Source organism: Haloferula sargassicola, assembly GCF_040362925.1.
Lineage (GTDB): Bacteria > Verrucomicrobiota > Verrucomicrobiia > Verrucomicrobiales > Akkermansiaceae > Haloferula > Haloferula sargassicola.
In genome coordinates this window covers 1-24,842 of sequence record NZ_BAABRI010000012.1, presented here as the reverse complement: position 1 = coordinate 24,842, position 24,842 = coordinate 1, and the positions used below count along the sequence as shown (strand labels likewise).

Below are 24,842 nucleotides of genomic sequence, written 5' to 3'. Positions count from 1 at the left end.
GGCCTTCGACCCCGACAAAAGGTCCTGAAGACCTCTTACGAAACGTCATGACCATCGGGGGGGGCAAGAGGGAAGTCAACTTCCAATTCCCGCTGCTTTTTTGATCCTCCCGACAGTCATTGAGGATCCACGCGCGTTCGGCACGATGTTCCCGGGCTTGCGGAGAAGTAGTAGTTAGGTGAACGCATGTCACGGGCATAACCGAATTCATCCGAACTGGGAAACAGAGGGACATAAGTCCCGTATCTTGAAGGTGCGAGTCGGGCTCTAGCTTCTGTTGCGTTGTCTCCTCGTCGAACAGCCCGCCCGGAAGCCCCAGCCCGATCCATTTCGAATTACTCGCCGGTGGCGCGGAGGCGGATGAAGCCGCGGGCGCCGTCTTCGATGGCGAGGTCGTAGTACCAGGTTGCCCACTCGAAATTGCCGTCGGCCACGGTGCCCGCGCGGACGACGTGGGCCGAAGACATGGCGTCGAGGCCGGGGCCCGCTTCAGGGGTCACGGTGAGGCCGGCGCGGTCCGTGCGCAGGCGGGCGCTCAGGGTGAGGTAGGTGTTTTCCCCGGCAAGTCCGAGGTCCGCGGCGGTGGCCACGCCGGGCACGGGCAGCGCCTCGGGCGAGGAAACGAGCGGGTCGCTACCGAGGAGAAACTCGAAGACGTTGGCGAGCTGGTCGCCGTCGGGATCGGCCTCCGGCGTGTCCTGGCCGACGGAAAAGGCGAAGGCCTGGGTCCAGGCGACGAAGGCATTCTCCGCCACCACGGTGGCGGCGGGCGGGATGGCGAGCGCGGCGACTTCCGCGGCGCTGAGGCCGCGGTGATAGAGGCGGAAGTCGTCGATCGCTCCATTGAAGTAGGCGTCGCCGGCGAATTGGCTTTTCCCAAGATAGTTCAAGGTCGGGGCGATATCAGATGGATCGATCGTGATCGACTGCGTGGCGACGGCCGCACCATTGACATAGAGCGTGCCGGTGTTGCCGATGAGCGTGACGGTGACCTGCGTCCACTCTCCGACCGGGGCCGGCGGGGCGGTGAGGCCTTGCTCGTTCCAGTAGTTGTCGGTGGTGATGCCGAAGCGCATCACGCTGCCATTCGACGGAGTGAGGAAAAAGTAGCTGCCGGTGCCGAAGTCGAAGACTCGTTGCCAGTTACCGCCGCCGTCCCAGCGGAAGCGGGCGCTGAGGGTGATGTCGCTCAGGCCGTTGAGCAGGCCGGAGGGCAGGGAAACGAAGTCATCGGTGCCATCGAAATCGATGGCCTGGCCGAAGATGCCGCCGCTGTAGCCGGGACCGCCGGTGGCGCTGCCGTGGCGGCTGCCGGCGCTATCCGCCGTGGTTCCGGAGAATTCGTAGTGGGCGAGCAGGTCGGCCGGTGGCGGGACGACGATCGTCATCGTGGCCTCGTCGGCGATGCCCGCGGCGTTGGTCACGCGGACGGTGAAGCGGTTGGTGCCGGCGTCCTCGGCACCGGGCACGCCGGAGATCCGGCCGTCGGGCTCGAGGGTGAGCCACTGCGGTCCACTGGTCTTGGCCCAGGTGAGGTCGGCGCCGCTGGCGTTGGCGGAGATCGAGTCAACGTAGTCCGCGCCGATGGTGGCCGCCGGCTTGGCGATCGGATCGGGCGAAACCGCGGGCGGCGTGCCGGCGGAGAGACTGGAGATCTCCGAGGCGTTCAGCGCCTTGTTGAAGATGCAGAACTCATCGAGACGGCCCTGGAACAGAGGGTCGGGCCACTGGCTTTTCCCGAGGAAATTGGTGGCGGGGAGGATGTCGGTGGGCTTGAGCGTGGTCGGCTCGCTGTCGACCAGCGCGCCGTCGACATAGAGCTTGCAGGTGCCGGCGCCGATCGTGACGGCGACATGCCGCCAGCTGTTCGCGGGCAGCTGGGTGGTCTCGACGAAGGTCTCGGCGCCATTTTGGTTGATGGAAAAGCGCAGCGTGTTGCCGCCGGAGCGGGGGGTGAGGAACAGGCTTTCGCCGGTGCCGTTGCCGAAGTCGAAGATCCGCTGCCACTGGCTACTACCGGTCCAGTAGATCCAGGTGGAAAAGGTGATCTCGTCGTGGTGGGCGATGCCCGCCGGGAGCGTGACGAAGTCGTCCGTGCCATCGAAGGCGAGCGCGTTGCCGAAGCGACCGGCGGTGAAGGCCGGGCCGCCGGCCGGCCAGCCGTAGGCGGTGCCGACGTCGGCCGCGGTGGAGCCGTTGAAGGAATGCCGGCTGGTGATGCCAGCGGGCGGGACGACGGGGAGCGTGAGGGTGGCGGCATCGACCACTCCCGAGCTGTCCGTCACGCGGATGTGGAAGGTGTTTTCCCCGGCATCCGAGAACGAGGGCACGCCGGTGAGGCTGCCATCGGCGGCGACGGCGAGCCAGGCGGGCCCGTCGATCTTGGAAAAGACACGGGCGCCGTTGCCGGCCGTCGTTTCCCCGGCGATCGAGCCGGTGTAGGGCAGTCCGGGCGTGGCGGCAGGTCGGGAAAATCGCTCGCTGGCGAACTGAAGCGTGGCGTTCGAGGCGGCGGCGGCCACCTGCGCGTCGCTGAGCGCGGTGGTCAGGAAGCGGACGCTGTCGAGCGAGCCGCTGAACAGCGGGTCGGCGGCGAACTGGCTCTTGGCGATGAAGTTGGTGGTGGTGCCGAGGTCGCCGGGATTGAGGGTGATGGTCCGCGTATCGACCAGCGCGCCATTGACGAAGAGCTTGCCGGTATCGCCCGAGAGCGTGACGGCGACATGGGTCCAGACGCCGGTGGGCAGGGCGGAGGCGTTCAGCTGCGACTCGCCGCCCCAGTCCTTGCGGATGGCGAAGCGGAGCCCGCCGCCGCCGGCGGCGGCGCCGGCGGGATCGTTCTGGTTCCAGTAGGCGCGGTAGTAGTGGACCGGCACGTAGTCGAGCCGGTAGCCGGCGGCCTTGCACTGGTTTACGAAGTCGACGATCCACGAGTAGCCGCCATCGGTCACCGCGGGTGCGCCGACGCGGAGGCCGGTGGCCAGCAGCCCGGGCATGCGGGCCACGGCGTCGGACACGGAACCCTGGGGGCTGAGGTTCTTGTAGGCGTCCTCGACCGGGTTATTCGGCTCGTTGAAGCCGGACAGGTGACTGACGCCGAGGTCATTCATGTAGCCGGTGTTGAGGCCGGGCCAGTAGGGCTGTTGCTTGATCGCCACATATTCGTAGTCCACCGGCGGGCCGCCGAGGGAGATGTTCCAGTTATAAAACCAGCGGGCGTTGAGGGTGAGCGGATCGACATCACAGGAGCCTTTCTTGGCCACCCACTTCCAAGGGAAGACGCGGACGAAACTGATCGAGCGATCGAGGTCGTCGGGCAGGATCGAGACCTCGAGGTCGGCGTCCTGGGCGACGTAGTTTTTGCTCACCCCGGTGCCATCGGGATTCCGGGCGAAGGTGGCGGTGTAGCCGCGCTTGAGGATGAACGAGCGGACCTGGTCGTTGAGCGCGCCGAGGGCGACGTTCCCGTAGCCGGTGTGGTAGCTGAGTTTTTTCGAAAGCCCGGTGAAACCCTGGCCGGAAAAAACGGTGAGCGGTTGGTAGCCGGCGGGGTGCGGAACGATGACCGAGCCGTTGATGTAGGGCTCGACGCGGACGTTGGAGCCCTTGGTGGCCGCCGTGCCATTCACCCGGACGTGCGAAAGCACCTTGGCGACCGCCTCGGAGGGCTCGACCGCCTCAAGGAACACCCAGGCATCCTCGGAGTCGAGGTTCACGGTGCTGCCGGACAGCGGGTCGCCGCTGCCGCTGAGGTGCAGTTCCGCCTTGCCGGTCAGGGTCGCGGTGCTGCCGGTCAGGGTCGCCGCGGTGTAGACCTCCTGATCCAGGTTCAGCGTGATGCCGGATGCCGACGCGGCCAGCAGCGCAGGCGCCAGCAGCGAAATCAGCTTTCCGCAGGAACGGGATCGGGGAGTGAGTCGTCGCACGGTTTTTTGGAGGCAGGGGCTGGGTGGATGGGGTGGTGAAACCCGGCAGTTTTGGAAAGGGCCGCCGTCAAGGCGAGGTGACCGCCACTCGCAGGAACAGGGCGTCGTCGCCTGCCGCCGGGCGGGTGAAGCGGATCCATTGGGTGGTTCCGTCGTCCGAGATCACCGTTTCGCTGCCGGCGGCGGGAATCCACCCGGTGGCGAGATCGCTGGATTCCTGGACCTCGATGTTCAGGTCGGTCTGGCCTGCCGCCCTGCGGTAAACGATGCTCAACCGTGCTTGCGCGGGATCGGGGGCGGGCAGCAGTCCGGCTTCCGCGTGGTGCGGATCGCCGCCGAAGGCGCGCTCGAGGAGGTTTTCGATGCCGTCGTGGTCGGGGTCGGCGCTATCCGCGGCGTCGCCGGCATTTTCCCTGGCGGAAAAGTGGAGCTCTCGCCAGCTCTCGGCGGGCGTCAGCGCGGGGGTGCTGTAGAGGAATTGAGAGGGCTCCAGCGCGCCCTCGGTGAAGCGGATGTCATCGATGGATCCGTAGAAACGATCGGTGTGGCCGCCGTTGTAGAGGCCGCGGGCGATGGTGAACACGCCGGCGTCCCAGTCGCCGCCATCGCCCACGCCCGACGTCAGCGCGGGATCGGTGCTGGCGGAAATGTCGAGGCTCGCGACCAGGGTGTAATCGGCTTCTCCGTGGGTGACGTTTTTCAGGTAAAGCGAAAGCGTCGAGCCATCGCAAGTGGCGGCCACGGCCTGCCACTGGGCGTCCTGGACGGTATGGGCGGCGCTGTTGAGTTCCCACCGATGGGCAGCCTTATCGGTGAAGACGACGCGCAGCGCGCCCTCGGGATTGATGGCGAAGTAAAGCGCGGCGAGGGCGTAGTCGCTGCCGGATGCACCCTGGCTATCGCGCCCGATGAAGGTCTGGTAGCCGTCGGTGGCGTCGTCCGGCCGGATGGCGGCCTCGATCGTCCAGGCGGACGGTTCCCAGCTGGTGAGCGAGGTGCCGATCGCGGATACGGCCGGGAAATCGTTCGCGTTCTGCAGGCTGAGTGCATTGCCCAGGCCGTTTTGCGGCGTGGTGGCTGCGGCGACCTGGGGGCGGTAGACGTGCCACGATCCGCTCCAGGGCGAGAGGTGGTTGGCGTTTCCGGAGAGGTCGGTGAGGCTGCCGGCGTACTGGTTCGCCGTGGCCGGGGAGTAGGGCACTTCGGCGTTGGCCGTGCCTTCCTCGAAGTTCCAGTAGCCCACCGTGCCCGTGACCGGGATGGAAATGGTGGCCTCGGAGGTGGCGCCGGAGGGATCGCTGACGCGGACGACGAGCGCATCGTCGTAGCCGGCCGCCGTGGTGGGCGTGCCGGAGATCGAGCCGTCGGAGGCCATCGAGATCCACCCCGGGCCGCGCAGCTTGCTGAAGGTGAGCATGGAGCCTTCGGGATCGGTCACCTGGGAGGCCAGGGTGGCGTTGGCATAGGCCGTCTGGAACACGGCGCCGGGCAGCGTGATTTCCGAGCTGCTGAAAACGGGAGCCCCGTTGGCGCTGGAGCTTCCCAGGGCCCAGATCGCGGAGCCGTCGAGGGCCTGGTTGAAGATGCGGAAGTCATCGATCCGGCCGTCGAAATACGGGTCGGCGTACTGGCTTTTCCCGAGGTAGTTCCGGGTCGGGGCGAAGTCGGTGAGCGAGTTGCCCACGCCCGCCAGCGTGCCGACCGGCTTGCCGTTGACGTAGAGCGAGAGGGCATCGGCCTTCTTCACCGCGGCCAGGTGGACCCACTGGCCGATGGGCAGCACGGAGGTGGTGACCACCTGTTCGGCGTTCAGACCGTTGACCGCGTCTTTGAAGACGAGCCGCATGTCATTGAAGCCGGACTTCGGCGTCAGCATGAGATACTGATAGGTGTCGTTGCCGAAGTCGAACACGCGCTGCCAGTCGCCGCCGCCGTCCCAGTAGACCCACGCGGCGAGGGTGAAATCACGGGCGGTCACCGCGGTGTCGGGCAGGTCGAGGTAGTCGTCGATGCCGTCGAGCTTGATCGCCTGGCCGGTTTTTCCGGTGGTGTAGGTCGGCGAGCCGAAAGCGGTGGCGTGGAACGAGTGGGCGGAGTCCGAGACGTTGCCGTCCAGGGCATACCGGGCGTCCTCGCCCGCCGGGCGCACCCATAACTGGCGCGGGCGGCAGTGGAGTGTTTCCCCGGCGCCGGTGGCGGCGCAGTGGTAGGTGCCCGCGTCGGAAATCATGGCCTGGGAGATCCGCAGCAGCGACGAAGTGGCGCCGGCGATGCGCGCGTTGTCGGTCACGGCCACGCCGTTTCGATACCACTGGAAAGCATGGGCCCGCGGCGAGACGACCCGGAACTCGGCGCTGTCGCCGACCGTCGCGAACTGGTTCCGCGCTTCCCGGGTGTAGGAGAGCACGCCCAGGTCGGCCCGCAGGCCGGCCATGATGCGGGTCTGCCAGAGCCGGCGCAGGTAGCCATCCTCGTTGTCGTAGTTGAATCCGCCCGGCCAGATGGCGTGGTTGTCGCCATGGAGACCGTCGTCGTATCCGCCGTCGCCATTGGCGAGGTAGGTGTTGATCTCGGCCTGGTTCCCCCAGTAGCCGCGCCACACGCCGCCGGCGATCAGGCCGAAATAGTTGCCATGAGTCCCCATGCCGAAGGTGTGGGCCGCCTCATGAAACACCACCCGCTCGTTGCGGATGCCGCCAAAGCCCATGTAGCCGTCATAGTTCGCCTCGGCCGTGGGGATGCCGGCGTTGGAGTAGACGTTCCAATGTTTGTTGAACGAGCCGTGCTGGTTGTAGAAGGCGGCCGCGACGGCCACCGAATTCGCCACCTGGCGGGCCTCCCCCGACGAGTTCGGATCGAACTGGAGGGTGTAGGTGATGTCGCCATGGGAAAAGCCGGACAGGCCAAGGCTCAGCAGGGCGACAGCGCGGAGGCGTCGGTGCCCTCCGGCGGATCGGGAAAGGGGTTTCATGGGTGGCGCGGCACGATCCCGCGGCGCTCGGAAGCAGGCGGGAAACGTGACGAATGGGTTCGGTGGGTTGTTCAAGACGGGCTTTAAGAAACGAATCTTGTCTGGGAAGAACGTGGATCTAAACGGAATCCCGACAAGATTCGATTCCTTTTGGGCGCGCATTTCTTGGACTTGAGAAAAAAGGCCGGGCCGTGGCCGCGGAGTTGTCGACCGGCCGTGCGTCCCGGGGAGTGCCGGATTCGCCCGTCAAGGAATTGCTTCGCATGCCCCGGGTCCCGGACTAGGCTGGACGTGGATGTCGGAAGGCGAGGACGATTTCACCCGGATTCTCAAGGCGGCGGGCGCGAGCGGCGGGCTGCCGTCGGAGGATCTGCTGCCATTGGTTTACGACGAGCTGCGCAGCCTGGCGGCGGCGCGGCTGCGGGGTGAGGCGGGTGGCCAGACCTTGCAGGCGACGGCGCTGGTCCACGAGGCCTGGGTGAGGGTGTCGGGAAAGGGCGGCGACCGGACTTGGAACGACCGGGCCCATTTTTTCCGGGTGGCGGCGCTGGAGATGCGGCGGGTGCTGGTGGAGAGCGCGCGGCGCAAGGCGAGCCTGAAGCGGGGCGGCAAGTGGAGCCGCGTGGAAATCGAGAACCTCGAGCTGGCCGATACCGAGCCGGACGAGCGGATCCTGATGATCGAGGAGGCGCTGAAACGGCTGGAGACCGAGGATCCGGCGAGCGCGAAGATCGTGACGCTGAAGTTTTTCGGAGGTCTGACCAACCGTGAGGTGGCGGACATGGAGGGGGTGACGGAGCGGACGATCGAGCGCCAGTGGGCCTTCGCCCGGACCTTGCTGCTGGACCTCATCACGGCGGGAAACTGAATCATGTCGGAGGCCCGGACATCGCCGCAGGCACCGTTGAAGGTGCTGTTCGACTCGCTGATCGCGCTGGACGGACGCGAGGAGCGGGAGGCGTTTCTGGATTTTACCTGCCGCGAGGATCCGGAGCTGAGGGCCCGGCTGGAGCGCTTGCTGGCCTTGCACACGCAGGCGGACGATTTTTTCAACGGGGCGAAAAGCGGCGCTGAGGAAGTGCCGGAGGAGGTCACGGGCGAGGAGGCGGAGGGGACGCGGATCGGCCGCTATCGATTGCTCGGACGGCTCGGCGAGGGCGGCTGCGGGGTGGTGTATCTGGCGGAGCAGCAGGAGCCGGTGAAGCGGCGGGTGGCGTTGAAGATCATCCGACTGGGGATGGACACGGAGAACGTGATCGCCCGCTTCGAAATGGAGCGCCAGGCGCTGGCGATGATGGATCATCCGAACATCGCGCGCGTCCTGGACGTCGGGGCCACGCGCACGGGGCGGCCGTACTTCGTGATGCAGCTGGTGGACGGGGAGAAAATCACCGACTTCTGCGACCAGAAGCGGCTGGGGCTGGCCGAGCGACTGCGGCTTTTCATCCGCATCTGCCAGGCGGTCCAGCACGCCCACCAGAAGGGGGTGATCCACCGCGATATCAAACCCTCCAACATCCTGATCTGGGAACACGACGGCGAGGCGGTGCCGAAGGTGATCGACTTCGGGATCGCGAAGGCGACGGAGAGCAGCCTCGAGGGCCACGTGACCTACACGGCAGAGGGACACTTCATCGGCACACCCTCGTACATGAGCCCCGAGCAGGCGGCTGGCCGAGGGCTGGACGTGGATACGCGGACGGATGTCTACAGCCTGGGCAGCCTGCTGCATGAGTTGCTGTGCGGGCGGCCGCCCTTCGATCCGGCGGCGCTGCGGGAAATGGGGGCCGACGAGGTCCAGCGGACCTTGCTCGATGTCGATCCGCCGAAGCCCTCGTCGGTGATCGAGTCGATGGACCCGGCGGAGCTGGCCGAGGTGGCGGCCCGCCGTGCCTGCGAGGTGTCGCGGCTGGCGGCGGCGGTGCGCGACGATCTCGACCGCATCGTGTGCAAGGCGATGGCGAAGGACCGGCAGCAGCGCTACTCGGGTGCCGATGCGCTGGCCGCGGACGTGAGCTGTTTTTTGAATGACGAGCCGGTCTCGGCTCGGCCGCCGGGCGGGCTGTATCGGCTGCGCAAGCTGGTGCGGCGGAACAAGGTGGTGTTCGGGACCGGGGCGGTGGTGTTCGCCTCGCTGGTGCTGGGCCTGGGCGGGGCCACGGCGATGTATTTCCGCGCCAACCGCGCGCGCGAGGCGGCCGAGCAGGCGCGGGCAAACGAGGCGGAGCTGCGGCAGAAGGCGGAGGTGGGGCGGAACATCGCCCGCGCCGCGGTGCTGGTGCGCCACGGGCGCTTCGATGAGGCGGACGGGTTGATGGGCTGGATCCCGCCCTCGCAGGCCGAGCCCTCGCTGGAGAGCGCGGACACGTTCCGCGCTCTGGGCATCTGGCACGGGCGGGAAGGCCGCTGGCGGAAGGCCGCGGACCGTTTCGCCGGGCTGGCCTATTCCCTGAGCAGCGCCGACACCACGGATACGGACGCGGTTTCCCTGAACCTCCAGCCGGCGGCCACCGCCTTCTGTGAGGCGGGGGATGTCGAGGGCTACCAGCGTCTGCGGTCCATGGCGGTGGAGCGCTTCGGGCAGACGACCCATCCGGTGGTGGCCGAGCAGGTGGTGAAGGCGTGCCTGCTGCGGGCGGCGGACGATGAGGTCCTTTCGCGCCTGGCGCGGCTGGAGGACCTCATGCTGGACGCGGAAAAAGCGACCGGCGGGGTGACGGGCGACAACCTGGTGGCCTGGCGCGAGTTCGCGATCGCACTGATGGAATTCCGCAAGGGAAACTACAATGAGGCGCTGCAATGGCTGACCCGCTGCATGGCCAGCACCTCGGAGAATCCGGCCCGCACGGCGATCGCGCTGGCGGTGCGCTCGATGGTGTTCGGGCACCAGAACCGCCGGATCGAGGCCGCGCATGACATGGAAAGGGCGGAGTCGATCGTGGCGCAGCGCTTTGCCCGCGAGCCCAGCATTTTCGACGAATGGGAGCCCGTGTGGCAGGACTGGATCAATGCCCGACTGCTGATCCGGGAGGCGGAAGCCGCCGTCGGAAAATAGGTTTCTTGTCGGGTTTGCCGGCTGGATTCCGCGTCTCCTGCCAGACAATCCAACCGTCCGAGACGTCCTTCGAACCCATGACTTTGAAAGCCAAGTTGGTCCCCTTGTTGGGCGCGCTCAACGCGCTCATGCCGTCCGTCGTCGCCGCCGAGCCGGAGTTTCACTCATGGGCGGAAAAGCCGCCGCTGGGATGGAACAGCTGGGATATCTTCGGCACCACGGTCACCGAAAAGCAGATCCGGGAGCAGGCCGACGCGATGGCCAAGGACCTGCTGCCCGCCGGCTACGACATCCTGACGGTGGACATCCAATGGTATGAGCCCAACGCCAAGGGCCATGTCTATCAGCCGGGCGCGAAGCTGGCGATGGATGAATACGGCCGCCTGCTGCCGGCGGGCAACCGTTTCCCCTCCGCCGGAGATGGCAGGGGCTTCAAGCCGCTGGCCGACTACGTGCACTCGAAGGGCCTGCGTTTCGGCATCCACATCATGCGCGGCATCCCGCGCCAGGCAGTGGAGCTGAACACGCCGGTGAAAGGGACCACGAAGAAGGCGCAGGATATTGCGCTGACAAGTTCGACCTGCCCGTGGAACCCCGACATGTATGGCGTGGATGCGACCCAAAAGGCCGGGCAGGCCTACTACGACTCACTGTTTGAAATGTATGCCTCGTGGGGGCTCGACTTCATCAAGGTCGATGATATCTCCCGACCGTACGACGACGTGCAGAAGGCGGAGATCGAGGCCATTCGCAAGGCGATCGACAAAACCGGCCGGCCGATCGTGCTGAGCCTGTCGCCCGGCGCGACGCCGATCGAGCGGGGGCCGCACGTGATGGAGCACGCCAACCAGTGGCGCATCACCGACGACTTCTGGGACCGCTGGGGGCTGCTGGAGGCGATGTTCGAACGCACCGACGCCTGGACACCCTATCGCGGACCAGGCCACTGGCCGGATGCGGACATGTTGCCGATCGGCGTGATCGACTTCGGGCGGCCGACGCATTTCACCCGCGACGAGCATTACACGCTGATGAGCCTGTGGAGCATCGCCCGCTCGCCGCTGATCTTCGGGGGCGACATGACGAAGCTGGATGACTTCACCAAGGAAATGCTGACGAATCGGGAAATGCTGGAGGTGAACCAGAACAGCACCAACAACCGTCAGGTGTCCCGCGAGAACAACCTGGTGGTCTGGACGGCGGACGTGCCCGGCAGCGGGGACAAGTACGTGGCGCTCTTCAACGCGCAGAGCAAGGGCGACCAGATCGACTTTTCCCGTGCCGACTACGCCAGCCCGGTGATCGCGGGGCAGGGGCAGTCGCAGGAAATCGAGGTCTCGGTGAAGGGCGGCAGGCAGCTGGTGCTGTTCGTGAAGGATGGTGGCGACGATTTCTCCTTTGATCACGCCGCCTGGGTGGACCCGGTTCTGAAAGGACCGCAAGGCACCAAGAAGCTGACCGAGCTGCAGTGGACCTTTGCCAGCGCCGGTTGGGGGGAGGCGCGGGTCGATCGGGCCTGCGACGGTCAGCCCCTGCGGGTCGACGGCCGGGAGGTGACGGGAATCGGCACCCACGCCGAGTCGGTGATCATCTACGACCTGCCGGAGGGTTACGACGAGTTCTCGGCCAAGGGCGTGCTGACCCACAACGGTTCGGTGGTCTTCGGGGTGCTGGTGACCGAAGCGGAGGAGGCGGTTTCCGAAGCCACGGAGGTCGGGGTCGACCTCTCCGAGATCGGTATTTCCAGCAAGGCCCTGGTCCGCGACCTGTGGGCGAGGGAGAACCTGGGCACGGTGGAAGGTCGCTTTGAAAAAACCATCCCGCTGCACGGCGCGGGGCTCTACCGGCTGCGGCCGGTGAAGTGAGGGAGGCTCGCGAGATGTCACGAGTTGAATGTTCAGCGGACTGGCCGGAGCGATGACTTTTCATGCCGGCGGTGCAGGTTCCAGTGATGTCACGGTCACTGGAGCGGATCCGGCGTCCGGATGGGTGACCGGTGTCCGGTCGTGGAAGTTTTTTGACGATTTCGTGTCGGGTTTTGGCGCCGGAATCAGCGTCTTCCGTCGGACGCCATGCCGCCCGCGTGCCCCCTCCAGGCGGGCGCGGCATCGGATGGCCGAATCCCAAAACTACCCATGAAAAAGAACCCAATGAAGGTCCTGTCGCTCCTGGGCCTTGCCGCCATCGTCACGGCTGCCCCGGCAGCGGGGGTGATCAGCTTCAACATTGACAACAATGGCACCGTCGGAAATCCCGACGGGACCTATAACAATCTGATGGTGGCGGGCGTGGTCCCCACCATCGGATGGATCAACGACTGGAACACCTATCCCACGACCGATCTTCCCGACAACACGGGCACGGCCACCACGATGGACTATAGCTCGTCCAGTAACAGCGGCACTTGGTCGCAGGGTGGCCATCCCGGGCAGGATGCCGATACCACCTTCAACCGGGAGATGCTGAATGGTTATCTGAACGGCACCGGAGCCAACAGCACCTCGATCACGCTCAGCCAGATTCCGTATTCGCTCTACGATGTGTACGTTTACGTCGCCTCCGACAACGCCAGCCGCAGCGGGACGGTTACGGACGGGACCACGACGTTCAGCTTCGGTGTTCTCGACGGCATGGTCGCGGGCCCGAACGCGCTCTTGGTGGAAACCACCGACACCGGCCTCTCCTACCCGGAGGCCAATTACGCCGTGTTCCGAAATCTCAGCGGTGACAACCAGACCTTCTCCACCAGCTTCCTGACCACCGGGGAGTATGGCGGCATCTCGGCCTTCCAGGTCGTGGAAATCGTGCCCGAACCTTCGGTCGTCCTGTCCGGCGCCCTCGGCTTCCTCGGCCTGCTGCGCCGTCGCCGCGCCTGATCGCCCGAAGTTCACCTTGCGGCTGCCGGCGAAACCAGGGGCCGCAGGGGTTTTTCGCAACCCTTCCTACTCATGAAATTCATCCACCTCGTCGTGCCGGGCATGCTCGCCGGACTGACGGTTCACGCCGACAGCGTCAGCTGGAACCTCGACAACAACTCCACGGTCGGCGGAGAAGGAGCCGGCGCCCTTCCTCTCTCTCCGTCGCTGGCGGGAGCCACCCCGGTCGATCACTGGACCAACTCCTGGCCCAGCAACATCACCACCAATCTGCGGGACGACTCCGGCAACGCCACCACGGTGGACATTGCCTACTCCAGCAATGGCGGAACCTTTGCCATCGACCCCGCGCATCCGGGCCAGGACTCCGACGGCACCTGGAACAAGGAAATGCTGAACGGCTACCTGAATGCCGGCGGCGGAGGCACCTCGTCTCTCACCTTCTCCCAAGTGCCCTACACCTCCTATGATATCTGTGTCTATTTCAGCGCGGATGTTGCCGACCGCGAAGGCAGTGTGTCCGACGGCACCACGACCTACTATTTCCGCACCATCGGGCAGCCGACCACGGATGGCGCCAATGCGGTGCTGATCCAGACCACGGACACCGTGGATGATGCATCCGATGATCAAGGGAATTATGCCATTTTCACCGGCCTGAGTGGAGCGACCCAGACCATCACCGTGGACATTCCGTCCTACGGCGGCATTGCGGGTATCCAGATTCTGAATGGCAGCTTGCCCACGGCCATCGAGTTCGTCGGGCAGCCGGAAGACCAGTCCGTGGCGATCGACGGCGACGCGACTTTCTCCGTCGCCGCGGTCGGAGATCCGGCCCCCACCTACCAGTGGGAGTATTCGCCCGACGACGGCGTCTCGGGCTGGACCGAGTTGGCGGGTGAAACCTTCGACACGCTGGAGATCTTCGGTGTCGGGTTTGGAGATGTCGGCTACTATCGGGTGGTCGCCACGAACGACGGAGGCCCGGCGACGAGTGACTCGGCCTATCTCGATGCCTACTATGCCGAGCCGGAGTTCTTCTTGCAGCCCATGGATGTTTATGCGGAGATCGGCTCCACGGTCGAACTTGCGGCCGATGCCTACACCTATGGCAACGCGAGTTACCAGTGGTTCAAAGATACCGCTCCTCTCCCCGGTGAAACCGGTCCGACGCTGACTCTCGACAATGTTTCGGCCGCCGATGATGGCGACTACTATCTCGAGGTCACGGATGACATCGAAGCCAATCTGGTGGGCTATTCGGATATCGCCATCGTGCGCACCTTCGTGCCGTGGGATGGCTTGGTGAGCGAGGAACCCTTCGACATGACCGCAGGTTACACGGCGGGCGAACTGCCGCTGCAGAACCCCATCGTGGCCGGCTACGCCGACGGCTGGCAGGACGTGGATTTCGGCGACGCCGAACCGGAAGTCATGAGTGGATCGCTGATCTACGCGGACCCCTACTACCTCGGCTCCACCGGAGACAGGGTTGGAAAGACCGCCGACGCCGAAGGCATCGTGGGCACCAACAGCGGCCGCACCTATCGACTCCTCGAGCCCCGCCTGGTCGTGGCCGACACCACGACCGGCGTGCGCTACCTCAGCTGGCTCTATCGCAATGGCAACGAGAACGCCGCCGCGGCGCCGACGGTTTATTCGACTCTCGCGCTTTACAACGGCGACACGGCCGATGCCAACCGCAGCTTCGAAGGCGGCGCGGCCGATGATGCCTTCGGTGCCAGCCAGTTCTTCCGGGTGAGCAATGTTTCGCCGAACGATCTGGGTGTCCCGGTCGATGGCAACGTCCACCTGTTCGTCGCGAAGTTCGACCTCAGCGCTGATGATTTCTCGGACACGGTGACGGTCTGGATCGATCCCACGCTTGGCTCCGGCGAGCCCCCCGGCGGGATGTCCGTGGAGTTCGCGAACGTGAGATTCGATCGCCTCGCGCTCTCGGACTATGCCAGCAACTCCGCCGCCTGGGACGAGATCCGCTGGGGCGCGACCTTCGACAGCGTCACGCTCAACCCGAACCCTCCGGAAAACACCTACGCCAGCTGGATCTCGCTCTACCCGGGCGTCGGAGCCATGACCGGGTTTCATGACGACCCGGACGGCGACGGCCTCGACAACGGGCTGGAGAACTTCTTCGGCACCGATCCCGGCGCGGCCAATGCCGGCGTGGTGAACGTGTCCAAGTCCGGCAACACGCTGTCGTTCCAACACCCGCGGAACGCCACGCCCGCCGCCGATATCTCGGCCCGCTACCGTTGGTCGCTCGATCTCGCCAACTGGAATGCCAGCGGCGCGACCGCGGGCGGCGTGACGGTCGGCTTCGCGGCCAGCGCGGATACTCCGGAAACGGGGATCACCTCGGTCACGGCCACCCTTTCCGGCGCCACGCCGGAGCGCCTCTTCACCGACATCCAGGTCACGCAGGGCGCTCCCTGAACCGGAATCAAGCACTTCGAGGAGAAGGCGGGCTCGGAACGGGTTTTGGTTTTTTCCCCCGGGACGGCTCCGCCGGATCCGGAACCGGCAATCGAAGGGTGAAGGTGCTGCCTTCACCCTCCCTGCTTGCCACCTCGAGCGTGCCGCCGTGCAGCTCGGCGACCTTGCGGCAAATGGCCAGCCCGAGCCCGGAGCTGGGCTCGCCCGACAAATCAGTGCGGGAGGAATCGACGCGATAAAAGCGCTCGAACAAGTTCGGCAGGTGCTCGGCCGGGATCCCGCGGCCGTGGTCCGTCACCGTGGCGAACACGTAGCCGCCCCCGCTTCCCGTGGCCACTTCGACGCGCGTGCCCGGCGGGTTGTGGCGGATGGCATTGGCCAGCAAGTTCGACAGCAGCCGCGCGAGCAGCTGCGGGTCGCCGTTCAGCGGCGCAGCCTGCAGGTCGGTGGAAACCACAGCGTCGCGCCGCGCGAACCACTGCCGCAGCTCTCCGATGGCCCCGGCCGCCAGCTCGGAAAGATCGAGCGAGGTCGTGGCGCGCAGCGCCTCCTCGTCGAGATGGGCCAGGGTCATCATCTGCTCCACGATCTCCTTCAGCCGCAGCGCCGACTGGTGCACGGTGCCGAGGCCTTTCCGATATTCCTCCGGCTCGCGCGGCTTGGCCAGCAGTCGCTCGGTCTGCCCGAGCACCACCGTCAGCGGCGTGCGGAACTCATGCGACGCGTCTGCGGTGAAGCGCTCGCGTTTCACGATCTCGCCCTGCAGCTTGTCGAAGGAGTCGTTCAGCACCAGCGCCAGCTCGTGCAGCTCGCTCGCGCTGCGGGAGGCATCGATGCGCCGCGAGCGGTCCGTGTAGGCCACCTCGCGCGCGGCCGCCGCGATGTCCCGCGCCGGCCGCAGACCCCAGCGGGTGACGCCCCATCCGACCAGCACGCCCACGATGAACATGCCGAGTCCGGCACCGCCCAGCTGGATCGCCAGCGTGTGCAGCTCCGCCTGCACCCGGTCGAGCGGCACGCCGGTGGCCAGCAGCGAGGCGCGCGGACCGCGGAAATACATCACCCGCTCGCCGGCGACCGTCGAGAACGGCTCGGGGATCGAGCCATCATTCCAGGCCACGGCAGCCGGCCGCTCGGCGCCCTGCTCGAAGATCTTGTCGCCTTCGCGATCCCACGCCACCGCCCACGCGTTTTCCTCAATCCACGGGTCGGCTTCCTCATCCAGCTGCCAGGTCGCGTCCTTCCGGGGCCAGCCGCGGCGCGGGCGCGGGCCGTCCCTTTCCCCGGGGAAAAGAAAGTCCTCTTCCGGGGGTGGCGGACGCCGCCGGGCCGGGCGGTCGATTTCCGGCAGCATCTTGCGCGTCACACGCGAGAGCTGGACGTCGACCTCGTCGATCTTCTGCTCCGCCTGGATCCGGTAAAAACCCGCCATCATGCCGGCGATCGCCAGCGCCAGCATCGTCGCATGCCAGAACTGGATGCGGAAGGAAATCGAGCGCCAGAACGGCGGACGGCGGGCGTGATCGTTCATTCGACGAGATAGCCGGTGCCCCTCTTGGTTTTGATGAAATCCTTCCCGAGCTTCTGGCGGATCTTGTAGATGTAGACGTCGAGCAAGTTCGAGATATCGACCTCGTCCGACTCATCTTCGAACAGTTGATCGAAGATCCGCTCGCGCGAAACGACCTCGCCTCGCCGGCGGGCGAGCAGCTCGACCAGCGCGAACTCGCGGGCGGTGAAGTCGAGCTTTTCGCCGGCGGCGCGGACCTGCATCGCGCCGGTGTCGATCTCCACCTCGCCGATCCGCAGCACTTTTTCCGACTGCAAGCCGCCCCGCCGCGCCACCGAGCGGATGCGCGCCAGCAGTTCCTCGTTGGCGAACGGCTTGGTCAGGTAGTCGTCGGCACCTTGGTCGAGCCCGCGAACGCGGTCGCGCGTGTGGTCGCGCGCGGTCAGCATCAGCACCGGCGTCTGGCGGGTCCGGCGCAGCTTCGCCAGCACGTCGAAGCCGTCCAGGCCGGGCAGCATGCCATCGAGCACGATCACATCGTAGTCCCAGTTCTGCGCCCGGTAGAGGCCCTCGATGCCGTCGGCCACGGCGTCCACCTCGTGCCCCTCTTCCTGGAGGAGATCGACCAGCAGCGCGCGCAGGTCCGCGGCATCTTCGACAACGAGCAGTTTCAACGGAAGTCAGGGTGGGGGAAACGAGGGCCGGCGGCGAGCCGCGAATGTCACTCGACGGGACCGGGATAGATGAAGCGGAAGTAGCGATGGCTGTTGCCTTCGAGGTCCGGGACCGCCGCGCTGAGCGTGCCGTTCTCATCCGCCTTCACCTCGACGGTGGTCCAGTGGGTGAGGTCGATGGAGCCTTGCAGGCCGTAGGTCACGTTCGGCACGCCGGTGGCGGAAACAGTGGTGTAGCTTTGGCCGTCGTCGTCGAGCCGGCCGCACTCGACCGACTCGGCCGGCAGGATGACATAACTCAATTCGCCCGCGGCATCGAAGGGATCGGACCACTTCTCGTCGCTGTAGACGTTGGTGCCGGTCAGCGTTTTCAGGAAAGCTTCCAAGGCGTTCTTGTCGGTGGTGCTGAGGTTCAGGCGCTGGGGCTGGTTTCCCGGGCGGACCAGACGGTTGTCGAGGTTGGTCACCACGGCCGGGATCGCGTTGTAGTGGTCGATGACCTCCTGCAGCGTGGCGAAGCTCGCATCGTGCATGAAGGCGCCGTGGGGCGTGCCGTCGGCGTTGACCAGGTCGCGCAGGCTCGGTGCGCGGGTGTTGGTGGTATCGGTGCCGCCGGCGATCACGCCGATCACGCCGTTGTTCCGGCTGTCGGGATCGATCGAGAACTCCGGCGGCTGGTGGCAGCCGGCACATCCCGCGCCGCCGGCATTCGGCGGGCGCAGGAAGATGTTCTTCCCGTCGTTCTCCTGCTGCGTGAAGTTGGGAAACGGCGGGGCGTCGTTGCCGGTCAAAGTACGGCCTTCGTCGTAGCGGGAGTCGAAGGACTGGATGCTGCGCACGAACTGGGCCAGCGACTTGCCGACACGCTCCTCGGTCACGGCCGGGTCGCCGTAGACCGCCTCGAACAGAACCTGATAGATCTCGATCACCTCCAGCCGTTCGACGAGGTCGCTGAATGCCGGATCGCCGTCGGTGTTGCTGAAGCCCATTTCCACGTGGTCCTGGATCGGCCTGGTGGCTTGGTCCTCGGCGCTGTCGGCGCGCTCATCCCAGAAAAAGCGGGACTCGTCGGAGAAGCGGGCGTTGATGAGCCGCATCGAGTGCCGCCCGGTCACCCCCGCCACCCCCGCGCTGGCCGTGGCGTTGTCGCTGAAGGCCCGTTCCTGGTGGTGGCAGCTGGCGCAGGAAACGGTGGAGTTGTTCGACAGGCGCTTGTCGTAGAACAGCACCCGCCCGAGCGTCGCGCCGAGGTTGGTGATCGGGTTGTCCGCCGGTGTGTTGTCGCGGGTGATGTAGCCCGGCACCGGCTGGTCCGCGTATTCGAAGGGATGCGTCAGGTCCAGCGGCTCCTGGGCGGCGGCGGGCAGGGCGGCGAGGAAAAGGAGGGCGGCGATCGGTTTCATGGTGCCACGTCTACGACGAAGGAGCTGAACCGAAGCTGAATTGCGCCGGCGGAAACGACCCGCGGATCTGAAAGGGCCAACGGCCCGAAAGATACCAGCCCGGGGCGCCGCCCCGGATCTGCAGGTCGCGGGGAAACCGAGGGCTGAAAGCCTGGCCCATGCATCGAAGGGATGGAGTCGTCATCCGAGCATGGGCCAGGCTTTCAGTCAGGCCGTTGGCCCTGGAAGATGGAGGGCTCGGAGTCCCAGCGCCCGGGCCGGGACGATGTCGTTTTCCAGCGAGTCGCCGATCATCAGGATCTCGCGGGGAAGAATCCCTTCGTCGAACAAGGGAGCGGTCGCGCATTGGAACAGCCGCGGATCCGGCTTGGAAATACGGTGTTCGTAGGAGAAGGCGAGAAGGTCACCGCGGAAGCGAGGCCAGCATTCGGGGAAATGCCGGGCCATCAGCTGGCGGGTGTAAGTCTGGGCGTTCGAAACGATGCCGAGGTGAAGGCCGAGCCCCGCCGCCCGGGCGAGGAGCCGGGTGCCCTCCGCGAGGCGGTCCACGGGATGCACGGCTTCTTCCATTTCCAAGGCCAGAGATCCCGGATCGCCGAGGTCGGGAAAGATCGAACTCCAGATCTCACGGACGTCGATTTCCGGGAACGGATCATCCGAGGCGCGATGGGATGCTGCGACAGCTTCGTCGAAGGCCGCCGCCAGATCGAAGTCGTGTCGGAGCCCGAATCGTCTCGCGACCTCCGCCATGCGCGGGCCGCGGTCGGAGTGACGCGGGCCATCGAGCAGGGTGCCATACACGTCGAAGAGGACGGCACGGATTCCGGGCGGGATGTCGAGGCTCATGAAAAAAAGGCGGCGATGATCGATCGGTCGAGTCCGGTGACTGGGCCCGGTGGGGAATCGAGGAGGATCCCGGCCGCCGCAGTGAGCCGCAGGAGATGGGCTTCGTCACGATGGCGCGCCAAGGCTGCGGAGGCATCCGCGGGCCGGCGTCGGGGAAGGTGGTGGGAGAGCCAGGTGCGCAGGGGAGCGGATCCGCGGCCCATGATGACCTCGGGATCGAGGTGGCCTTGGGCCGCTTCGACGATCAGCCGGTGCTGGGTTTCGAGATCCCAAGTGGGAAAGTCCCGGCCGTCGATCAGGAGCGCGTCGTAGAGTCCGTCGTCCGGGAAGCCAACAAGGTCGGCGGCGAGCCACGGAATGCGCCGGCCGAGGACGCGGCGTTGGTGGGCGGCTTCGAGGTGGATCATGCCGAAGCCTTCCTGAGTGGAGGTGGTGAGCAGGTGGGTGCTGCGTTTGAAGGCAGCATCCCGCCCGCGGGCGAAAACATCGAACTCGATCGGCAAACCGAGCGTGTCCGCCAAGCTACGCCATCCATCGTAGTTGGCGGTCCAGGCGGCATTCCGCGGAGCGCTGCCTTGCAGAAAGCGGGTGCCGGCCGGCGCGCAGGCGGCGAGCAGGAGAAGTTCGCCGAGGTTCTTCCGCGGCAGGCCCCGCATCGGGCACAGGACGCAGGCTGGTCCGGCGGGCGGCGGAGGGAGGTCCAGCGGCGTCGAGGGATTCGGGAGGAGAAAGGCGCGATCCTCCGGGAGGCCGGCGCGGAGGAAGAGATCGCGGTCGCGGGAATTGATGAAGGCGTGGCCGATCCGCGAGGAAAAGGGGTAAACCATTTCAACGGAGTCGAGGGCGGCGAGCAGCTCGGGGCGGCCGTCCTCCGCGAGATCGTGGTGCTGGAGCAACATGGCTTCGCCGCGCTCGGCCAGGCGGGGGAGGAGACGGGTGAGGGTCGGGTTTTTGCCCAGGCAGGGGTTGTGGAAATGGAGGAGCGCGCCGGCTGAAGCCAGCGCTCCGATAAAGGGGTTCCCGCCGTAGTCGAGGGCGGGATCGACGATCGCGGGGAGGTCCGAGGGGTTGTGGCCGCAGTGGATTTCGTGGGAAATGCCGGCCGCGGTGAGGATGCGGTGGTTTTGACGGATGACCTCGGTGACCCCGCCGGGGCGGAGGTGGTAGTGAACGGTGGCGATCCTCACTGGTCCAGCGGGCCGAGCGGCTTGACGAAGTGAAAGCCCCAGACCTCGAACCCACGGCGGTGGTAGAGCCGGTGCGAGGCGTGGTTGGTGGTCCAGGCGTCGAGGGTCTGGAGGTTGCAGCCGCGTTCCTTGGCCAGCGTTTCCAGAAAGTCCATCAGCGCGCCGCCGATGCCTTCCGAGCGGTGGCCGGGGTGGACGACGAAGTTGTCAATCTCCAGGTATTTCCCGCACCAGATTTTGGTGGCGATCCAGACGCCGGCGAAGCCGACCAGCCTGCCATCCACAAATGCCCCGACCGGGACGTAGTGGTCGTGCTCGGCGAGGATGGTGCGGAAGCGCTGCAGCAGGACCTCGGTCGGGCAGTCCGGGTTCAGGTGGACCAGCAGGCCGGAGGCGGCGAGGTGGTCGGCGGGCTCGAGAAGCCGGATTTCAGGTGCGCTCACGCCGGTTTCCTAGCGCGGGCGGCGGCCCCGGGGAAGCGTTCGAGATACTCGGGCAGGGAAATCATCGGCGGTCGCTCGGCGGCGGACGGCCGCTGGTCGAGGAATCGCGGCAGGAAGGCGTCGAGGATCTGGTCGGACATCCGCCCGAGGTCGGCCAGCGAGCGGTTGCGGTGGACGCGCTCATCGAGATCGGTCTGGGCCAGCGCACCGATCCCGTGAGCCCGCCAGACATCGATCAGGTGCGAGGTTTCCACACCATAGCCGGCGGGAAACGGGAGGGCCTCGAGGATTTCCCGGCGGGCCGCATACTCGCCGGCCAGGGGTTGGTGGAGCGCCGCCAGCTCGGGGCAGAAACGGTCGAAGAGCGGGCGGACAAGGATCTCGGTGACCCGCCCGCCGCCGCGGGGATCGACCCCCTCCGTGGCCAGCAGGGGGCGCTCGTAGAAACCCTTCACGTAGCCGATTTCCGCATGGCGGATCAGCGGCCCGAGGGTGCCAGCGACGAAGCGCGGGTGGATGTTGCCGATGTCGCCATCGACAAAAGCGATCAGATCGCTGCGGCAGTGATAGACGGCCTTCCAGAGGTTTTCGCCCTTGCCGGTGCGGCTGCCGCGGAAAGGAAGGAGGTCGGCGGCGAGGACCACCTCGGCGCCGGCATCGGCGGCCAGCCCGCGGGTGCGATCGGTGGAGCCGGAGTCGATCACCACCAGCTCATCAAGCAGCGGGTGGCGGTCGATCAGCGCCCCGCGGAGGGTTTCCACGATGCGGGCGATGGTGCCCTCCTCGTTGAGCGTGGGAATGCACAGGCTGGTGGTGAGGCCGGCGGCCCGCTTTTCCGCGGCGAGCGCGGGGAGATCGGTGAAATCGAGGTGATGGAAGGTTTTCAAGGGCCTCCGGCTTACCCCAGCAACCGATTTTTGCAAAGGTCTTGCCAAGCCCTGGCGGATGGCCTAGAGACTCCGGCCCCGCCCGAAGGGAATGCGTCCAAGCGCGATTAGCTCAGTGGTAGAGCACATCGTTCACACCGATGGGGTCAGTGGTTCGAACCCACTATCGCGCACCATTCCCAATCCGTGATTGGCGGATTCCAATAGGCGGCGCACGAGTCGCTTGTCGCCCCTGTTCAGGGGCTTTGCGTCGCCGGATTCGTGTCTGGAGGGCGGATATGGGGCCCACCGCCGCACTCGAACCCGCCGGGAAGGGTGGGACGCCCTGATGCGGGCTGCGACAAGGGAAGTAAGGTGTATTTGGAAGTTAGACTTGATTAACGTTCACGGGCGAACTGATCCTGACGCTGTGAAACGCCTCTTGCCTCTCATCAGTCTCGTCGGTTTGAACTGTGCCGCCTCCGCCGCATTGGTGGTTTCCATCGACATTTCCGACCCCTCCGCCGCGGTCGTCACCGGCTTGCCTGCTGGGTCATCGAGCACCGGCAACTTGACCGTGAATTTCAACGGAGGGATTTCGTTCCGTAACTTTTTCACCTCCGACGAATCGATCACGCTCGCGGACCCGCTGCCCATCTCAGGAGACTGGCGACCAGCGGGAACGTCGACGAGCTACAACGAAACGGTCACCTTCGTCTACGGTGACCCGGACGTGGTTCCCGGCGTTGACCTCAGCATCTACAATTCCGGGGCGGGCGCGGGAGACCTGCAGACCTTTGCGACGGGGGAACGAGCGTTCTTCGGCAGTTCCGTCATCGATCTCTCCTCGTTCTCGGCGCTCCCGGAAGTAGGAACGACTGGAGACGTCATGATCGGCTTCCAGTCGTCCCAAGGTGGGATGATCGGTCAGTGGATCGTCATTCCTGAGCCCGCTTCTCTGAGCCTTGCTGCCCTGGGGGGTGGCATGCTGCTTCTTCGTCGCCGCCGGGGCTGATCAGGCCGGTCACGCGTAGTTTGTGGGGCCTGTCGCCCCCGTGGACGCACAAGGTCTCCCCCGCCATTCTCCCATCGCTCGGACGGCTCCCTCTTCCCCCCACGACGGAAGGGCCGGGGTCTGGTGACAACGCTGGAGCGGGGTGCCCTGTGGCCCAACCGGATGGGGTTACCTTCGAGTCTTGGGACGGAAAGTTGCGTGGAGACGATTCTGATGCGCTGATTCACTTCCGTGCCAACTCGACTGTGGTCGTTGAAGAGCGCGGGATTGGAATTCACATGTTCCACGGGACTTTTGCGGTCGATCACGCAGGACGCATATCGATGGATTTACCGGGATGCGGGAAGCCTTGGCCGGTCATGAGGCTCGATCTCGATGATGGTGATCTGGTGCTCTATCGAGAGGATGGCCATACTTCATGGTTACCCGACGACTTCCCCGATCCCCCCTCGTCCGTCGATGGTTTCTGGCCTTTCCGTGAATCAAAATAAGGACAAGCCTGGGGTGCCGCCCCGGATCCGCGGCCTTGCTGGGCCGTTCGGCTCTGTTGTGATCATCGAGATGCATCGGCCGTGCGTAGGCGGGTCCCGCAATTGTGCGGGTCGTCTCGGTTTGAGAAAATCCCCGGAAATGGGTAAGGAACCGAGCCATGCACTCCCTCGAAGACGCGTTTCGAGAGCAGGATCTGGTGATGGAGAAGGCCCTGGATGCCTGCCTCCTTCTCAAGCGATTCCGGGATGAGAACCACGGCGAGAATTGGTCTCCGCAACTTGGAGAGACGCTCCATCCGCTGCTGGAGGCTTTGAGCAGTGCGACCCGTGAACTCGCGAAAGCGACCGAGAAGGTTTGCGTGATCCATCAGCATTGGCTCGACATTGCGAGGAATCCCACGGCGGTCGAGATGCCGCCGGGAGTATTGTCAGGCCGCATGCCGCTTGAGCGATTGGAAATGGAGGACAACGATGAGCCTTGATGGCAATAGGTGAGTTAGGTTCCATCAATCGATGGGAGGCTGGAGATGCCCGTCCCGCTTTGAAGGAGCGGGGAGGGTTGGCTCGCAAGGGGCTGGGGACATCACTCTGACAAACGGAGGTGAGGTTTTCATGGTTCGGGTGGCATTGGAATCCGCCTCTTGCATTGTAGTAGGAGTGCTTGAGAGGAGGAGTTAGAAGCGGGACAGTCAAACGTCCGAATGTATCCATCCAAGCTGTTTTTTGGAACTCTCTAAGAATCGGGCGGCTCCCGTGTCTTGCTTCAGAACCCATCATCGATTTGTCACCCTTCCACAACCATGAGCGACGAAACCTTCATCGCCCCGCAGCCGGAGCAGCTTTCGGAGCTGCTTCCTGCCTTTGATTTCCAATCCTTTATCGCCCAGGGCGGCATGGGCGCCGTTTACAAGGCCAAGCAACGCTCGCTCGACCGGGATGTGGCGATCAAGATCCTGCCCCGCGAGTTCGGCGAGGATCCCGAGTTCAGGCTTTCCTTTGAAACCGAGGCCAAGGCCATGGCCCGGCTCAACCATCCGAATCTCATCGGAGTTTACGATTTCGGTGATGTCGATGGCATGCCCTACATCGTGATGGAGTATGTCGATGGCAGCTCGCTTTATCATT

Annotated in this window: 17 protein-coding genes and 1 tRNA gene; 9 read left to right on the top strand and 9 right to left on the bottom strand. The window is 65.6% G+C overall.

The features are described from left to right. Positions 1–335: 335 nt before the first annotated feature. A complete protein-coding gene (locus ABXH26_RS11560) occupies positions 336–3,926 on the bottom strand; it encodes a LamG-like jellyroll fold domain-containing protein (protein WP_353567228.1) in 3,591 nt (1,196 codons plus the stop codon). Between the two features lie 67 nt (positions 3,927–3,993). Then, complete coding sequence (locus ABXH26_RS11555; RefSeq protein WP_353567227.1) at positions 3,994–6,897, bottom strand: LamG-like jellyroll fold domain-containing protein; 2,904 nt, start codon at positions 6,895–6,897, stop codon at positions 3,994–3,996. 295 nt (positions 6,898–7,192) lie between these two features. On the opposite strand from ABXH26_RS11555, the gene ABXH26_RS11550 reads away from it, so the two are divergent. The 5 genes from ABXH26_RS11550 (at position 7,193) to ABXH26_RS11530 (ending at position 15,282) form a co-directional block, all read left to right on the top strand. Next, positions 7,193–7,765, top strand: a complete 573-nt coding sequence (locus tag ABXH26_RS11550) for an ECF-type sigma factor (protein ID WP_353567226.1) — start codon at positions 7,193–7,195, stop codon at positions 7,763–7,765. 3 nt (positions 7,766–7,768) lie between these two features. Then, positions 7,769–9,952 (top strand): serine/threonine protein kinase, encoded by a 2,184-nt coding sequence (locus tag ABXH26_RS11545; protein WP_353567225.1) that lies wholly within the window; start codon positions 7,769–7,771, stop codon positions 9,950–9,952. A gap of 77 nt (positions 9,953–10,029) precedes the next feature. Then, the gene (locus tag ABXH26_RS11540) at positions 10,030–11,817 is read left to right on the top strand and encodes an NPCBM/NEW2 domain-containing protein (RefSeq protein ID WP_353567224.1); all 1,788 of its coding nucleotides are present in this window, start codon (positions 10,030–10,032) and stop codon (positions 11,815–11,817) included. Positions 11,818–12,087: 270 nt separating this feature from the next. Next, the gene (locus ABXH26_RS11535; protein WP_353567223.1) at positions 12,088–12,828 is read left to right on the top strand and encodes a PEP-CTERM sorting domain-containing protein; all 741 of its coding nucleotides are present in this window, start codon (positions 12,088–12,090) and stop codon (positions 12,826–12,828) included. A 72-nt stretch (positions 12,829–12,900) separates the two neighbouring features. Further along, positions 12,901–15,282, top strand: coding sequence for an immunoglobulin domain-containing protein (locus ABXH26_RS11530; RefSeq protein WP_353567222.1), 2,382 nt, complete (start codon positions 12,901–12,903; stop codon positions 15,280–15,282). Positions 15,283–15,289: 7 nt separating this feature from the next. On the opposite strand, the gene ABXH26_RS11525 is transcribed toward ABXH26_RS11530, so the two are convergent. The 7 genes from ABXH26_RS11525 to ABXH26_RS11495 all read right to left on the bottom strand — a co-directional run bounded on the left by ABXH26_RS11525 (position 15,290) and on the right by ABXH26_RS11495 (position 22,232). Next, on the bottom strand, positions 15,290–16,813 hold the full coding sequence (locus tag ABXH26_RS11525; protein ID WP_353567221.1) for a sensor histidine kinase: 1,524 nt from the start codon (positions 16,811–16,813) through the stop codon (positions 15,290–15,292). After that, positions 16,810–17,466 (bottom strand): response regulator transcription factor, encoded by a 657-nt coding sequence (locus ABXH26_RS11520; protein WP_353567220.1) that lies wholly within the window; start codon positions 17,464–17,466, stop codon positions 16,810–16,812. The genes ABXH26_RS11525 and ABXH26_RS11520 overlap by 4 nt, the downstream gene beginning before the upstream one ends. Positions 17,467–17,513: 47 nt before the next feature. Next, positions 17,514–18,869 (bottom strand): cytochrome-c peroxidase, encoded by a 1,356-nt coding sequence (locus ABXH26_RS11515; RefSeq protein WP_353567219.1) that lies wholly within the window; start codon positions 18,867–18,869, stop codon positions 17,514–17,516. Positions 18,870–19,076: 207 nt separating this feature from the next. Beyond that, positions 19,077–19,715 carry an HAD family hydrolase gene (locus ABXH26_RS11510; RefSeq protein ID WP_353567218.1) on the bottom strand — a complete coding sequence of 213 codons (639 nt, stop codon included), beginning with the start codon at positions 19,713–19,715 and terminating at the stop codon, positions 19,077–19,079. Beyond that, a complete protein-coding gene (locus tag ABXH26_RS11505; RefSeq protein ID WP_353567217.1) occupies positions 19,712–20,902 on the bottom strand; it encodes a glycosyltransferase family protein in 1,191 nt (396 codons plus the stop codon). Before ABXH26_RS11505 ends, ABXH26_RS11510 begins: the two co-directional genes overlap by 4 nt. After that, complete coding sequence (locus tag ABXH26_RS11500) at positions 20,899–21,345, bottom strand: GNAT family N-acetyltransferase (RefSeq protein WP_353567216.1); 447 nt, start codon at positions 21,343–21,345, stop codon at positions 20,899–20,901. Before ABXH26_RS11500 ends, ABXH26_RS11505 begins: the two co-directional genes overlap by 4 nt. Continuing rightward, positions 21,342–22,232, bottom strand: coding sequence for a glucosyl-3-phosphoglycerate synthase (locus ABXH26_RS11495; RefSeq protein ID WP_353567215.1), 891 nt, complete (start codon positions 22,230–22,232; stop codon positions 21,342–21,344). Before ABXH26_RS11495 ends, ABXH26_RS11500 begins: the two co-directional genes overlap by 4 nt. 101 nt (positions 22,233–22,333) lie before the next feature. Between ABXH26_RS11495 and ABXH26_RS11490 the strand changes: the two genes are divergently transcribed. The 4 genes from ABXH26_RS11490 to ABXH26_RS11475 all read left to right on the top strand — a co-directional run. Then, positions 22,334–22,408: transfer RNA gene (locus ABXH26_RS11490), tRNA-Val, on the top strand. A 233-nt stretch (positions 22,409–22,641) separates the two neighbouring features. Next, positions 22,642–23,226, top strand: a complete 585-nt coding sequence (locus ABXH26_RS11485; RefSeq protein WP_353567214.1) for a PEP-CTERM sorting domain-containing protein — start codon at positions 22,642–22,644, stop codon at positions 23,224–23,226. 649 nt (positions 23,227–23,875) lie between these two features. Beyond that, a complete protein-coding gene (locus tag ABXH26_RS11480) occupies positions 23,876–24,199 on the top strand; it encodes a hypothetical protein (protein ID WP_353567213.1) in 324 nt (107 codons plus the stop codon). A 318-nt stretch (positions 24,200–24,517) separates the two neighbouring features. Further along, the coding region (locus ABXH26_RS11475) for a protein kinase domain-containing protein (RefSeq protein WP_353567212.1) at positions 24,518–24,842 on the top strand (325 nt) is incomplete at its 3' end.